Source organism: Microbacterium sp. A93 (assembly GCF_051842835.1).
The window spans coordinates 290,985-304,756 of the sequence record NZ_JBPXMT010000009.1; the positions used below are offsets into that span (position 1 = coordinate 290,985).

Annotated in this window: 11 protein-coding genes; 6 read left to right on the top strand and 5 right to left on the bottom strand. The window is 68.5% G+C overall.

What is annotated here, in order from left to right; all coding sequences use genetic code 11:
• Positions 1–45: 45 nt before the first annotated feature.
• Entirely contained in the window at positions 46–2,802 is a 2,757-nt protein-coding gene (locus tag ACSU1G_RS22500) for a DEAD/DEAH box helicase (protein ID WP_439282254.1), read from the bottom strand.
• Positions 2,799–4,607 carry an ATP-binding protein gene (locus ACSU1G_RS22505; protein WP_439282255.1) on the bottom strand — a complete coding sequence of 603 codons (1,809 nt, stop codon included), beginning with the start codon at positions 4,605–4,607 and terminating at the stop codon, positions 2,799–2,801. Before ACSU1G_RS22505 ends, ACSU1G_RS22500 begins: the two co-directional genes overlap by 4 nt.
• Positions 4,608–4,995: 388 nt before the next feature.
• Here ACSU1G_RS22505 and ACSU1G_RS22510 point away from each other — a divergent pair, with 388 nt between their 5' ends.
• Both ACSU1G_RS22510 and ACSU1G_RS22515 read left to right on the top strand, forming a co-directional pair.
• The gene (locus tag ACSU1G_RS22510; RefSeq protein ID WP_439282256.1) at positions 4,996–5,553 is read left to right on the top strand and encodes a hypothetical protein; all 558 of its coding nucleotides are present in this window, start codon (positions 4,996–4,998) and stop codon (positions 5,551–5,553) included.
• Between the two features lie 303 nt (positions 5,554–5,856).
• Positions 5,857–6,060 (top strand): cold-shock protein, encoded by a 204-nt coding sequence (locus ACSU1G_RS22515; RefSeq protein ID WP_439282257.1) that lies wholly within the window; start codon positions 5,857–5,859, stop codon positions 6,058–6,060.
• A 130-nt stretch (positions 6,061–6,190) separates the two neighbouring features.
• On the opposite strand, the gene ACSU1G_RS22520 is transcribed toward ACSU1G_RS22515, so the two are convergent.
• Positions 6,191–8,845 carry an ATP-dependent Clp protease ATP-binding subunit gene (locus ACSU1G_RS22520; RefSeq protein WP_439282258.1) on the bottom strand — a complete coding sequence of 885 codons (2,655 nt, stop codon included), beginning with the start codon at positions 8,843–8,845 and terminating at the stop codon, positions 6,191–6,193.
• A gap of 334 nt (positions 8,846–9,179) precedes the next feature.
• Between ACSU1G_RS22520 and ACSU1G_RS22525 the strand changes: the two genes are divergently transcribed.
• The 3 genes from ACSU1G_RS22525 to ACSU1G_RS22535 all read left to right on the top strand — a co-directional run bounded on the left by ACSU1G_RS22525 (position 9,180) and on the right by ACSU1G_RS22535 (position 11,512).
• A complete protein-coding gene (locus tag ACSU1G_RS22525; RefSeq protein WP_439282257.1) occupies positions 9,180–9,383 on the top strand; it encodes a cold-shock protein in 204 nt (67 codons plus the stop codon).
• A 99-nt stretch (positions 9,384–9,482) separates the two neighbouring features.
• A complete protein-coding gene (locus ACSU1G_RS22530; RefSeq protein WP_439282259.1) occupies positions 9,483–9,800 on the top strand; it encodes an XRE family transcriptional regulator in 318 nt (105 codons plus the stop codon).
• A 95-nt stretch (positions 9,801–9,895) separates the two neighbouring features.
• Entirely contained in the window at positions 9,896–11,512 is a 1,617-nt protein-coding gene (locus tag ACSU1G_RS22535; protein WP_439282260.1) for a phosphodiester glycosidase family protein, read from the top strand.
• A gap of 6 nt (positions 11,513–11,518) precedes the next feature.
• On the opposite strand, the gene ACSU1G_RS22540 is transcribed toward ACSU1G_RS22535, so the two are convergent.
• A complete protein-coding gene (locus tag ACSU1G_RS22540) occupies positions 11,519–12,145 on the bottom strand; it encodes a TetR/AcrR family transcriptional regulator (RefSeq protein ID WP_439282261.1) in 627 nt (208 codons plus the stop codon).
• A gap of 137 nt (positions 12,146–12,282) precedes the next feature.
• Here ACSU1G_RS22540 and ACSU1G_RS22545 point away from each other — a divergent pair, with 137 nt between their 5' ends.
• On the top strand, positions 12,283–13,422 hold the full coding sequence (locus ACSU1G_RS22545) for an NADH:flavin oxidoreductase (protein ID WP_439282262.1): 1,140 nt from the start codon (positions 12,283–12,285) through the stop codon (positions 13,420–13,422).
• A gap of 31 nt (positions 13,423–13,453) precedes the next feature.
• On the opposite strand, the gene ACSU1G_RS22550 is transcribed toward ACSU1G_RS22545, so the two are convergent.
• Positions 13,454–13,756, bottom strand: a complete 303-nt coding sequence (locus ACSU1G_RS22550; protein WP_439282263.1) for a hypothetical protein — start codon at positions 13,754–13,756, stop codon at positions 13,454–13,456.
• Between the last annotated feature and the right edge of the window lie 16 nt (positions 13,757–13,772).

The following is a 13,772-nucleotide window of genomic DNA, read 5'->3' on the forward strand; positions in this document are numbered from 1 at the left end:
GTGGAGTTGGGCAGGACGATACAGGGGGTCCTCACACCTCACACCTCACACCTCACCGCCGAGCAGCCGCTCCCGCTCCACCGCGATGACCTCCCGGGCCAGCTCCGCCTCGGAGACGTCCATGGCCTCCGGGGCGGCCTCGGCCACGTCACTCTCGCGGGCGAACTGCTCGAACAGCTCCACCTTGACCGCCAGCATCTCCGTCAGCCGCCGGTCCACGCCGTCCTCGGAGAGCAGCCGGTGCACCTGGACGGTCTCCAGCTGGCCCATCCGCCGGGCGCGGGCGATGGCCTGCCACTCGATGGCCGGGTTGAGCTGGGGTTCGCAGAGCACCACCACGGAGGCGGCCTGGATGTTCAGCCCGACCCCGCCGGCGGTCACCTGCGCCACCAGGGCCGCACCACCCGGGGCGGCGGAGAACTCGTCCACCATCACCTGCCGCCGGGCCGCCGGCACGGAGCCGGTCAGCGGCCCGAACACCGGCCCGGTCAGGGCCCCCGCCACGGCGTCCAGCACGTCCCGGAAGAAGGAGAACACGATGACCCGCCGCCCGTTCTCCTCCGCCTCCTGGACGATCTCCACCAGCCGCTGCAGCTTCTCCGAGGTGGCCCCGGCGGCAAAGGCCGCGGTGCGCATCGCCATGAAGTTCCCCTCCGCGACGGCCTCCCCGTACCAGCGCTCGTCCGCCGGTGACATCGGCAGCAGCTCCTCGACCTCCACGAGCTCGGGCAGCTCGGTGAGTACGTCCTCCTGGTTGCGCCGCAGGTACGCCGGGGCCATCTGCTGGCGGAACCGCGCGGGTGCCAGGGTGTGGGAGTCGACCACCAGGTCCGGCTGCAGATACCCGATCAACACCCGGAACTCCTCGAGCCGGTTCATCAGCGGGGTGCCCGTCAGCAGCACCGCCCGCTCCGTGCGCGCGATCACCTCCGCCACCGCCTGCGACCGCTGCGCCTCCGGGTTCTTGATGTACTGCGCCTCATCCACCACCACACACCCCAGTGGCATCCGGCCGTTGCCTCCGCCCTCACCCGCAGCACTGCGCAGGGTGGCGAAGGTGGTCACCGCGACCCCACCGGCCCGCCGCCAGGCCGCCGCGGCCGCCTCCCGCTCCGGGCCGTGCAACCGGTGCGCGGCCAGGGTGGTCTTGGCCTGGATCTCCCGGACCCAGTTCGCCACCACGGCCGCCGGGCACACCACCAGGAAGTGCTGGTTCCCGGCCCCGCTGGCCCCGCTGGCCCCGCTGGCCCCGCTGGCTCCGCTGGCCCCACCGGTCGCCGCCAGATGAGCCAGCACGGCCAGGGCCTCCACGGTCTTGCCCAGGCCCATCTCGTCCCCGATGAGCACCTTGCCCTGCACCAGCGCGAACTTCGCCCCGAAGCTCTGGTACCCACGCAGTGACGCCGTCAGCGCGGAGGTGTCCAGCCGGTACGCGCGCACCGCCTCCACGATCTCCGCCGGCAGATCGCCCTGCGTCTTCTCCGGATCCTCCGTGGTGAAGCCGAGCTCGGCGAACAGCGCGTAGTAATCGGCCGGCTGCGCGAGGAAGTCCGCCCAGACATCCGCCGCATCAACCTCGTCAGCCCCCTGGGCGGGAACCCTCCCGGCCAGCTGGGTGACGGCGTCCACCGCCTCCGTGAACTGCGCCGCGGTGGCCTCCCGCGGAGCCAGCAGGACGGGGTGGCCCGGGTGCATCGCCCGGGCCAGGGGAGCGAGGGCCCCAGCCCGGGCGAGGCCGACCGTCGCCCGTCGCAACGGCAACAGCCCGTCCCACGCGCGGGTCCGGCGCAGCAGCTCGGTGGCCTGCACCGTGCGGCCCGTGGTCTCGTCCGGGTCCAGGCGCACCGGGGTGCCGTCCACCGTCAGGTCCCACAGAGTGCGGGCGGCCCCGCGCAGGCGGGTGGCGGTGATCCTGCCGACCCCGGGCAGCGCCTCGAGCTCCGCCCCGCGGTCCCACACCTGCAGCACCGTGGTGATCCCGGCCTCCACCAGCGGGCCCGTGGCCAGCCGCTCGGCCGTGACGTCCTTCAGCCGCTCCACGTCCATGGTCTCCAGCAGGGCTCTGGCCTCGGTCTCCCGGATCACGACGCCGGCCCGGTGGGCCTGCGCTCGCAGCTCGCCTTCCCGGCGGAGCGCGTTCCCCAGGGTGGTCAGGGCCTGGGGGAGGGCGGCCGTGGCCGCGGCGGGGACCAGCTCCGGGGCACTGCCGAGCTCGGGGACGTGACGCAGCAACCGGATGGCCGGGTGGAGGGCATCCGCCGTGGGGATGGACTGCGCGATGGTGGGCAGGGCCTCGAGGCGGTCCAGGAGCTGGGGGAGTCCCTGCGTGTGGGCCCAAGCGCGGTAGCCGCTCAGGTGGGTGGCGGCCTGTTCGGCCTCATGGCGGGCGGCACCGAAAGTGATCAGGCGGCGCAGGCCGAGGAGCTTCCTGGCGTGGCCGATCGCCGCCTCGTGCCCGTGGGAGAGCGTGGTGAGGGCGTCCTCTTCATGCGGGGCGATGGCCGGCAGACTGTGCAGGCGAGCCAGGGCGGCGAGGTGAGCGCCGTCGTCGGGCCCCAGGGGTAGGGCCCGCCAGAGAATCCCGGACTGTTGCTCCTGCTGCTCTTGCTGCTCTTGCTGCTCTTGCTGCTCGTGATGCTCCCGAGCGCCGAGGTCGAGGACCGTGCTGCTGAGCCGGCGGGCGGCCTCCTGCGCGTCCAACAGGATCTGGGTGCGGTGGCCGAGCAGTGCCGCGGCGCGCTGCAACCAGGACTCGACCTCGTCACAGGTGGACTGAAGGGTGGCGCGGGGGATGCCGGTCACTGACGAAGCCTGTAGACGGTGTTCCTGTTTCCCTGGCCACCGTCACGAGTGATGAATCCGGCGTTCGTCAGTGGGTTCAAGGCGTAACGCACCTGCTGGAGGGTCAGCCCGGTCCGTCGGCTCAGAGCGGGCGCGCTGAGCTCGCCCCCTGCGAGGGCAGCCATGACGGCCGGCCCATGGCGTGTCACGGTGGATACGTCGGTGCCGTCGCTGGGGCTATGCGTGGGGTGAAGATCCTCTGCTGAGGTCGCATTCGGAGGATCTTCGACGTCGGCCACTGAATACTCGGAGTCGCTGAACAGATCTATCTGTGAGGGGCCCTTCAGAGCAGCGGACTCATGCGGTGAGATGCCGTAGTGGGTTCCACCTCGTTCACCGTGGGCCTCAGCCAACCCGAAACCCACCAATCCCTGCAAGGCGCTCCGCACCTGTGTTGAGTCCAGAGGGCCGAATTCCTGACGCACCTGCTGATTGGTCCATTGCTGCCCGTGGCGCATAGCTACGAGGAGCTGGCGCTGCAGATCGTCCAATCTCTCGTGGTGGGTCACGCCAGCGAGCCACTCGAGGTCATGCTCATCGAAAAGGGAATGGCGGGGGACCAGTGCCGTGAATCGCACGCCGTTGTCATAGAAGCGGGGTTCGGCCATGCCTGCGTGTCTCAGGGCCTTGCGGACCTCCTGCAGCCCACCCCCTTCTCCCTCGATCACCCGTACTCCTTGGGGAGTTCTGACGTGCTGAGCGATCTCGTACAGAAATTCATTGACGGCCGATTTCTCGTTGCCCTGCCCCAGTTGCCCGGCGGTCAATCCCCAGAGCCCGCCGGGGTTGGAGATGACGAGCCGGTCAGTGTCGAGGGTGAGTTGTACGTCTTTTCCGCTGGTGTGCAGGCTCAAGTCACGGTGCACGAGTGCGTTGCTCACCAGCTCCCGGACGGCTACAGCTGGAAGCTCGCTCACGTCTCGCCCGTGGCCATCTGGACCAAACCGGACGCTGGTCCGCACATTGCGAAGGACCCAGTCGACCGCATCCTCCAAAATGACAGGTAAGGGGCCATCGAAGGACCTGCGGTCGGCGTTGCGGATTCCAGCGGACTCGTCGCCTGGTTTAAGGACGGCAGTCAGAGAGAGACTCGGCAGGAATTGCTGTGGGTACCGACCCAAGGCGTACAGGCCGGCAACCGTCAATCGTGCTCCGTCTGGTTCGACGATTCTCTTGAATCGAAGGATGTCCTCGACCGAGGCATCAGCCAATCGTCGAGAAGAAGACCGGACGGCGTCGGTGAAACGGGCTTTAAGGTCTGGGTCCAGATCCCGCTCACTCGTCTCGTCCACCGGGTTCCCGTCGTGGCGAGGGCGCTCCCTGCGGGTCAGGATCTGTTGTATCTCGGCATCCGACAGCTGATAGTCGCCATCGGCGAATCGCAGATACGCACGACCAGTTGACCGAATGACACATGGACGTCGATGCGAGGGCAGAGGGTGCACGTTGGTGATGATGATGGTCTTGCCGTCGACGATGGCACGGCGAAACTCCACGCTCACTTCAGGCTGGACTGCTTGCCGCGCCTGAGAGGCAATCTTCTGCTGCAGTGTCGCCGGATCGCTCAGTCCTACTGCGGAGAAATTCGGTTCTTCCAGGCCGAAGAGAATGGTCCCTCCTTCTGGCATGTTGGCAAACGCACACAGCGTCTCTTTGACGTCAGGGACGCCTCCGGCCGCGCGCTTGACTTCGATATCCCACAGGTCCGATCCTTCCTGGCGCAGAAGAGTGAGTACCTCGGCCAGTTGGGACTCATCCTGAATCATGAGTCCAGTTTAGAAGTGAGGACGCAGACATTCAATGTCTGATAGTCAAGAGACATAGTGATGGCGCTGTGGGAGCGTGGGTGGACGTTCGAGAACGCTGCTTTCTCATAGTGAGGAAGGGTCATTCGTAGTGAAGGACTGCCTTGGTCCTGCAGCCTGGGCCCACTGGTCGGTCTCCGGGTAGCTGCGGCGGTCCGAAGACGTGACGGCCTGATGGGTGGTGCCCAGTGCGCGCAGGCCGGTCCTCATGAGCTTTGCCAGCCGCAGGTCACGGCGCCCAGGTCGGGGCGGCGAAGTTAGCTGGTTTGCAAGAGTTAGCTAACTTCTGCTAACTTAGTTAACGCAGGCATCGGAACCGCTGCCAGTGCAACCAACACGAGGAGTCACCATGGCTGCTGCAAACACCAACGCCAACAACGCCACCAAGACCGCTAACGAGCAGGCGAAGACCGCCGCTGATCAGGCCAAGGCCAACGCCGAGCAGGTCAAGTCCACTGCAGAGCGGGCCAAGGCCAACGTGGCTGCCGCCACCAAGGCTGCCGCCGATAAGACCAACGAGAACGCCAAGAAGTTCTCCCAGAACGCCGCCAAGGTCGCCGATCAGGCGACGGCCCAGATGAAGACCGCCTCGGAGAAGGCCCGCCAGGGCTCCACCGAGATGACGGACAAGGTCCTCAAGAACTTCGAGCAGGGCGGCAAGCAGTTCGAGCAGAACGCCGCACACATCCAGGAGTTCAACTCCGCCATCGTCGCATCCTCCAAGGCCGGATCCCGCGCCGTGGTGGACCAGTACGAGACCGCCGCCAAGGGTCTCTTCGACCTGCAGCGCAAGGTGGCCGGCGCCACCAAGGTCGAGTGGATGAAGGGCACCGCCACCGCTCAGATCCAGTTCGCCGAGGACGTCACCAAGGCCTGGGCCAAGGCTGCCCGCGCGCTGATCAAGTGATCTGATCTGTACCCCGTCCTGATGCCAGGACGCACAGGCGGCCCCACCGGATTCGGTGGGGCCTCCTGACGTTAAGGAGCAGGTGGCCAACTGTTAAAAAACGAGTGGCCCACAGCCCCTCGTGGAAACGGCGATCATCTCGTACATTGGAGGCTGAAGTCGTTGTTGTTGTATCAGTAAGTCCGTCCTCACTGCGGACCGGACGGCCCTCGGGCCGGCTGGGCGTTGCGAAGCGGTATGAACACACCGCTTCGCCACCGTCGGAAAACCGGCGGGTAGAACACCCAGAGAAAAGAGGCCACCATGGCCACCGGAACAGTCAAGTGGTTCAACGCTGAAAAGGGCTTTGGATTCATCGCCCCGGACGACAACTCCGCAGACATCTTCGTGCACTTCTCCGCCATTGAAGGCGGGGGCTTCAAGGAGCTCCAGGAAGACCAGAAGGTCGAGTTCGAGGCCACTCAGGGCCAGAAGGGCATGCAGGCCTCTTCGGTCCGCCCGCTCTGATCTGATCAGACTCCGCTGAGTCAGACGCCAGAACGGCCGCTCACCCGCGAAGGGTGAGCGGCCGTTCTGTGGTGTGGGCAGCTGTTTCACTGCGGGTCGGCTGGCCTACTGCGGGCAGCTGGTCCGCCGCTCAGGCGGCCAGCGCCTCCGGTGCGCCCGTGGATCCGCCGGCCTGTGCCCCCGGCGAGCCCGGCACGACCACCACGGACAGCCCGCCGCTGTCAGCGCTGACCCGAAGGGCGTCCCCTTCAGCCACGGCCTCGGTGACCAGCAGGTCCGCCACCCGGTCATCCAACTCGCGCTGGATCACCCGGCGTAGCGGGCGGGCACCGTAGGCCGGCTCATACCCGGCCTCGGCAATCCAGTCGCGGGCGGCGTCGTCCACCTCGAGGGTGATGCCCTGTGCGGCCAGCCGCTGCTCGGAGGCGTGCAGCTGCAGCCCGACGATCTCCCGCAGTTCCGCGGCGGCCAACGGTGAGAACAGCACGGTGTCATCGATCCGGTTCAGGAACTCCGGCCGCATGAACTCCTTCAGCCGACCCATCACCTTCTGCTTCACGTCCCGTTGGGCGGCCTCCGCATCCCCGGAGACGAAGCCCAGCGGCGTTCCGCCCGAGGAAAGGAACTCACTGCCCAGGTTGGAGGTCATGATCAACACCGTGTTGCGGAAGTCCACGGTGCGACCCTGGCCGTCGGTGAGCCGGCCGTCGTCCAGGACCTGCAGCAACAGGTTGAACACGTCCGGGTGCGCCTTCTCGATCTCATCCAGCAGCACCACCGAGTACGGGCGGCGGCGCACGCGCTCGGTCAGCTGACCCGCCTCGTCATAGCCCACGTACCCCGGAGGGGCACCGACCAGGCGGGAGACCGTGTGGCGCTCGCCGAACTCGGACATGTCGAACCGGACCATCGCGTTCTCGTCATCGAACAGGGCATGCGCCAGGGTCTTGGCCAGCTCGGTCTTGCCCACGCCGGTGGGACCCAGGAACAGGAAGCTGCCCACGGGCCGCGAGGGATCGGCCATCCCGGTGCGGGAGCGGCGGATGGACTTCGCGATCGCCGTGACCGCGTCATCCTGACCCACCACCCGGGCATGCAGTTCCTCTTCGAGACGGGACAGTCGCGACTTCTCAGCCTCCGTCATCCGGGCGGCCGGGATACCGGTGGCCCGGGAGACCATCTCCGCGATCGCCTCCTCGTCCACCACACGGTCGGCGTCGTCAGCGGCCGCCGGGCGGGCCAGTGCCTCGGCCAGCTGCTCGCCGAGCCGGTTCGCCTCGTCGCGCAGCTCGGTGGCCCGCTCATAGTCCTCCGCATTGGCCGCCGAGTTCTTCTCGGCCTCCACGTCCGCGAGCTGGGACCGCAGCCCGTCCACATCCGGCACCGGGCCGGCGTCGGGCACCGGGCCCCGCTTCAGGGACAGCCGGGCCCCGGCCTGGTCGATCAGGTCGATCGCCTTGTCCGGCAGGAACCGGTCCGTGATGTACCGGTGTGAGAGCACGACGGCGGCGCGCAGCGCCTCGTCCGTGTACCTCACCTGGTGATGGTCCGCGTAACGCCCGGCCAGCCCCTGCAGGATCTGCACGGCGTCCTCCACCGACGGTTCGCCGATGGTGACCGGCTGGAACCGGCGCTCCAGGGCGGCGTCCTTCTCCAGGGTGCGGTACTCCCTCAGGGTGGTGGCACCGACCAGGTGCAGGTCCCCGCGGGCCAGCCGCGGCTTGAGGATGTTGCCGGCGTCCATGCCGCCGGATTCACCGGAACCACCTGCGCCGACGACCGTGTGCAGCTCGTCGATGAACACGATGGTGTTGCGGTCCTCGGTGATCTCGTCCATCACCGTGGTCAGCCGCTCCTCGAAGTCACCGCGGTAACGGGTGCCGGCCACCATCCCCGGCAGGTCCAGGACGATCACGCGCCGGCCCTTCAACTGTGTGGGCACCTCGTCCGCGACGATGGCCTGCGCCAGGCCTTCCACGATCGCGGTCTTGCCCACGCCGGCCTCACCGATCAGCACCGGGTTGTTCTTGGTGCGGCGGGCCAGGATCTCTATGGTCTGCTCGATCTCCTCGGCGCGGCCGATCACCGGGTCCAGGCGGCCCTCGCGCGCCTCGGTGGTCAGGTCGAGGCCGAACTTCTCCAGCATGGAACCCTCCTGGTTGCCCTGACCGGGCTGTTGCGGCTGGCCCGGTTGTCCGGGCTGCTGAGGGTTGGTTCCTGGCTGACCCTGCTGGCCTTGCTGGCCCTGCTGTTGGGCGGCGGCCTGCAGTGACTGCGGCGTGATGCCGGCCTGGGCCAGCAGCTGGCCGGCGGGGGCATCATGGTTGAGCACGAGCGCGAAGAACACGTGCTCGGGGTCGATGTACGTGGAGCCGAACGCGCGGGCCACCTGGTAGCCGTCCAGCAGCACCTTCTGGGCGGAGGCGTTCAGGGACGCGGCGCCAGCGCCGGTCCCGCCGCCCTGCTGCTCGGCCGGGGCGGGCAGTCGGTCGTCGACGGCGGCGATCACCTGCTGCGGGTCGGCGCCGGTCTGGCGCAGCGCGGCAGCGGCGGGGTCCTGACCCAGCAGGGAGCGCAACAGGTGCAGCGCGTCCACGTCCTGCTGGCCCCGTTCCAGGGCGAACTGCGCGGCGGCGGTGACCACGTCATGGGTGCGCTTGCTCAGCAGGCGCGTGAGGTCCACGGGCCGGCCCTGCCGGCTGGACCGCTGACCCTGCAGGTAGCGGGTCAGGAATTCATCGAAGGAATCGCCGTTCGAGCCGGCGGGGCCGAAGAATGCGGGCATGAGGTCCTCCTGGAGGTGTCTTTCATCAGAGTTGAGTGTGTTCAACTCAAGTAACGACGATGGTCTCCGGATTGTTCCCGAGGTGTCAAAAACCTGCGTCTGGGTCACTCAAGTCTGGACGGGGAGGACTGCTGGAGGGGGTGTGGTTGAGCAGGCCGCTCCGATGCCGTACAGTAGTCACCAGAAGTAGTTGTAGTTGTTGCAGTAAGTCCGTCCTCACTACGGACCGGGCGGCCCTTGGGCCGGCTGGGGCGTTGGGTAGCGGTATGTACACACCGCTTCGCCCCCCGCTAGAACACTGGCGGGTTTACACCCCAGTAGAAAAGAGGCCACCATGGCCACCGGAACAGTCAAATGGTTCAACGCTGAAAAGGGCTTTGGATTCATCGCCCCGGACGACAACTCCGCAGACATCTTCGTGCACTTCTCCGCCATCGAAGGCGGGGGCTTCAAGGAGCTCCAGGAAGACCAGAAGGTCGAGTTCGAGGCCACTCAGGGCCAGAAGGGCATGCAGGCCTCTTCGGTCCGCCCGCTCTGATCTGAACAGATCGATCTGAAAAGATCCTAGAATAAACCGTTCTCCCCTCGGGGAGGGCGGTTTTTTCTTGTATCTGAAGCTGTGGGAGATGATGGGACCATGGCTGACCACGACTTCATCATCCCCGCTGACCTCGCCCGCGCCGCCCGAGCCCTGACCCAGGTGTCCTACACGCTGGTGGCCAAGGTGGCCGAGCTCCAACCCGAGCGCGTCCGCGCCTACGAGCACGGCCTCGGGACCCTGGACGCCGCCGAGAGCCAGCGCCTGCGCGAGGCACTGGAGCACTTCGGTGCCGTGTTCATCGCGGAGGACGAGGAATCCGGCTACGGCGTCCGCCAGAAGTACAACAGCGTGAAGACCCAGCGTCTGGAGACCTGGGAGGGCGAGGGCGGCCCGGCGTACGAGGACGACATCTAGGGGACCTCTCTTGAGGGTGAACACTCGTCGACTATTCGACGAACTGCCCTGAGTCTGCGCCATCGGCTCCACCGCCGCGGCCTACCTTGGACGCCGTGACTACTTCCACGCGCCGCACCGCCATCCGCACGCTGACCACTGCCGCACTCTCCTGCGCCCTGCTGACCTCTGGAGCCGTTTCCGGCTCCGTGGCTGCGACTCCCAGTCCGGCCGCCGAGCACGAACCGAGCGGCGCCGCCGGGACTCTGGGGTCCGCCGAGTCCGAACGGCAACTGGCCCGAGGGCTCACCCACGAGTCCATGATGCTGGGCGATGCTGAGGCCCGGTACCACTGGACCGTCCAGGTCACCCTGCCGTCCGGCGAGGAGGGGGTGCGGGATTCGCAGCTGGCCAGCCGCGCGACGGCGCAACGGCTGGCCGCCGAGCTGCGTGAGGTGGGTCAGGACGCTACGGCAGAGGCCGTCGTCGCCGACCGGCTGGCCGATGCGGGCGGCTACCTGGGCCACCGTGTCCGGGTGGGTTCCTTCGTCACCGAGGCTGAAGCCGCAGCGGCCAAAACCGAGCTGGGTGAGCTCGGTTATGCCGGTGGCACGTGGTACGAGGGCTGGGACGGGGGCCAGCCGGATGCCCTGGACGGCGGGGGACCCGTCGCCGTGGACGTCCTCACCCTCGACCCTCGGACGTTCAAGGGGACGGTGACCGGATCCTTCGGCACCGACCTGGAGAACACCGAGACCACCTCGGAGCTGGCCGAGGGGGCCCTGGCCGGCGTCAACGCCGGGTTCTTCGTCTACGATGCTGCGCACGGGGCGCCGGGCGATCCGGCCGGCGCGGCCGCCTACAACGGTGAGATCCTCAGCGAGACCGTGGGCGACCGCCCCAACCTGGTGATCGACCACCGTTCCGGACGCGCCTCCATCCAACGCCTGACGTGGGAAGGCAGCATCTCCGCCGGGAGGAGGGACCTCGCCCTGGACGGTATCAACCGCGTCCCCGGCACGATCCGCAACTGCGGCGGCACCGGCGACCTGCCCACCGATGCCCCGAAGCATGACGCCACCTGCACTGACGAGGACGAGCTGGTCGTGTTCACGGAGGAATACGGTGTCTCCACCCCCCAGGGCGAGGGGCTGGAAGTGGTCCTGGACCGCCGGGGGAAGGTCGTGGACGTGCACCGGCAGCGGGGCGTGGAACTGGGCGAGGGGCAGTACTCCGTGCAGGCGACCGGGGACGACGTGTCACGGCTGCGCGCCTTCGCCGGCGCCGCGAAGCGCGTCAAGCTCACGAACCAGTACCTGGACGAGCGCGGCAAGAAGCTCCGGATGACCCCGCACACCCAGGTGCTCAACGGCGGCCCGAACCTGCTCACGGACGGGGAGCGGGACATCACCGCCGCCCGGGACGGCATGGTCCACCAGGACAATCCTGGCCAGTTCTACGGCTGGACCCACCAGCGCAATCCCCGCACCATCGCCGGCATCGATGGCCGGGGCCGGTTGGTGCTCGTCACCGCAGATGGGCGGCAGACCGACTCCATCGGCCTGAGCGTCTCCGAGGCCGCCGACCTTGCTGAGCGGCTGGGGCTGGTGGACGCCATCAACCTGGACGGCGGCGGGTCCACCGCCATGGTGGTGGACGGTGAGCTGGCGAATTCGCCGTCCGGCGGCAGCGAGCGCGCCGTGGGGGATGCCCTGGTGATCCGGGGGCGCTGAGCCGGGTCAGGCCCAGAGCGCCGAGAGGGCATCGGCGGCAGCGTGGAGCTGCTCCGCAGGGGTGTCATCGTGGGTCTGGGTGGCCAGGGCGAGGATGAAGCCGTGGACCAGCCGGGCCAGCGATTCGCCCGTGACCTCCACGGTGCCTTCCGCCGCGGCCCCTACTTGCCCGGCCTCTTCCTCCCCGGCCTCTTCCACGGCGCGCCGGGCGAGTGACCCGATGGCCTGGTAGTCGCGTTCGCGCTGCGCCGCCACGGCCTGGCCGGCCCGGGATCCCCGGTCCTCGGGGCCGACGGTCGCGGCCAGGGCGACCAGGCATCCCCGGGGGTGCGAGGGGTCGAACTGCTCGTCGATCGAGCGGTGCAACAGCCGGGTGAGGGCCTCTCGGGCGGACAGGTCGTCACTGGCGGCGATGGTGCTGACCACGCTGCCCGGGAGGGAGACGTAGTACTCGATCACGCGCCCGAAGAGCCGTTCCTTGGACTCGAAGGCGTGGTAGAGGCTCGCGGAGGACAGGCCCATCGCGGCGCGCAGCTGGCTCATCGAGGTGCCCTCGTAGCCGTGCCGCCAGAAGAGCTGCATCGCCTCCTCCAGCGCCACCTGCTCATCGAACAGCCTCGGACGCCCCGCCATCCACACCATCTCCCTCTGCCTCACCCGTGCCTCAGCCGGTGAGGCCAGTTTGACACGGCAGCAACCTCCAACTCAAACTGGATCGAGTGATCCACTACTGACCTTCCGGTGGGTCGTCACGCTTCGAGAGGACATCCATGACCGAGATCCCGGCCAACGAATCCACGCTGCACGAGTCCTACCCGTTGGGTGGGCTCCACCTGAGGAACCGCACCGCGCTGGCCCCCATGACGCGCATCAGCGCCCATGACGACGGACGGGCGAGCGCTCGGATGCGGGACTACTACCGGTCCTTCGCGGAGGGCGGCTTCGGGTTGATCGTGACCGAGGGGATCTACCCGGACACCGCGCACAGTCAGGGCTACCTGGGCCAGCCCGGCCTGGCGACCGAGGAGCACGTGGCAGCATGGCGCTCCATCACGGACGCGGTCCACGAGCACGGTACGGCGATCATCGCCCAGCTGATGCACGCAGGCCCCCAGAGCCAGGGCAACGCCTACACCTCGGAGCTGCGTTCTGCCTCGGCGGTCCGGGCCCAGGGCGAGCAGGCCGGGATGTACGGGGGCAGCGGCCCCTACGCAGTCCCCGAGGCGCTGGACGCCGAGGGGATCGGTCAGGTCATCTCCGGGTTCGTAGCCGCCGCGCTGCGGGCCCGCGAGGCGGGGTTCGACGGTGTGGAGATCCATGGCGCCAACGGGTACCTCGTGGACGCCTTCCTGACGGACTACCTCAACGTCCGTACGGACGGCTACGGCGGTTCCGCGCTGAACCGGGCCCGGCTGGCACGGGAGATCGCGCAGGCCGTGCGCGCCGCCGTCGGGAAGGACTTCGTGGTGGGGATCCGCATCTCCCAGGGCAAGGTCAGTGACGCCACCCACCAGTGGGCCGGCGGCGTGGCGGACGCCGAGGCGATCTTCGGCTCCCTCGCGGAGGCTGGGGTGGACTACCTGCACACCACCGAGTGGAAGGCCAACGCTCCTGCGTTCCCCGGTCGGGACGAGCGCACGCTGGCCCAGCTGGCCCGCGCCTTCGCCCCCGGGGTGACGGTGATCGCCAACGGCCATCTGGACACCGGTGCGGACGCTGCGCGGGCCCTCGAGAACGGGGCTGATCTGGTGGCCATCGGCAAGGCGGCTCTGGCCCAGCACGACTGGCCGGCCCGGGTCCAGCGCGGACGCGAGCTGCTGGACCCCCTGGCTCCGAGCGTCTTCGGTGAGCTGGCCACCGTCCAGGATTGGGAGACCCTGCCGGCCGAGCACGCGGTGCTGACTCAGTAGGTCGGTGGGCCGAAAAGTCCACCGGGCCGGTTCAGCCGGCCGGGTGGTGCGGTGAAGCCAGGATCTGCGCGACGACGGCCCTCGGCTCCTCGGGGACCGTCCAGTCCGCGGCGGCGTGGGTCCGCAGCGCCGTCAGCAACGGCTCGATGTCCGCGAACACCTCTTGGCGGCCGGTCCGGCGCCGCAGGGTCCAGCCGTCGCCCACCAGGGTGAGCGTGCACCCGGGCGCCAGGCGGTGGCGGAGCTCCGCCAGGACCAGACGCTTGCGTCCGGTCCGGTTGAGCTCCGCCGTGGTGGGGGAGACCAGGGTCCCGCCGGGGCATGCTCCGCACACGGTCAGTGCCCCGCGC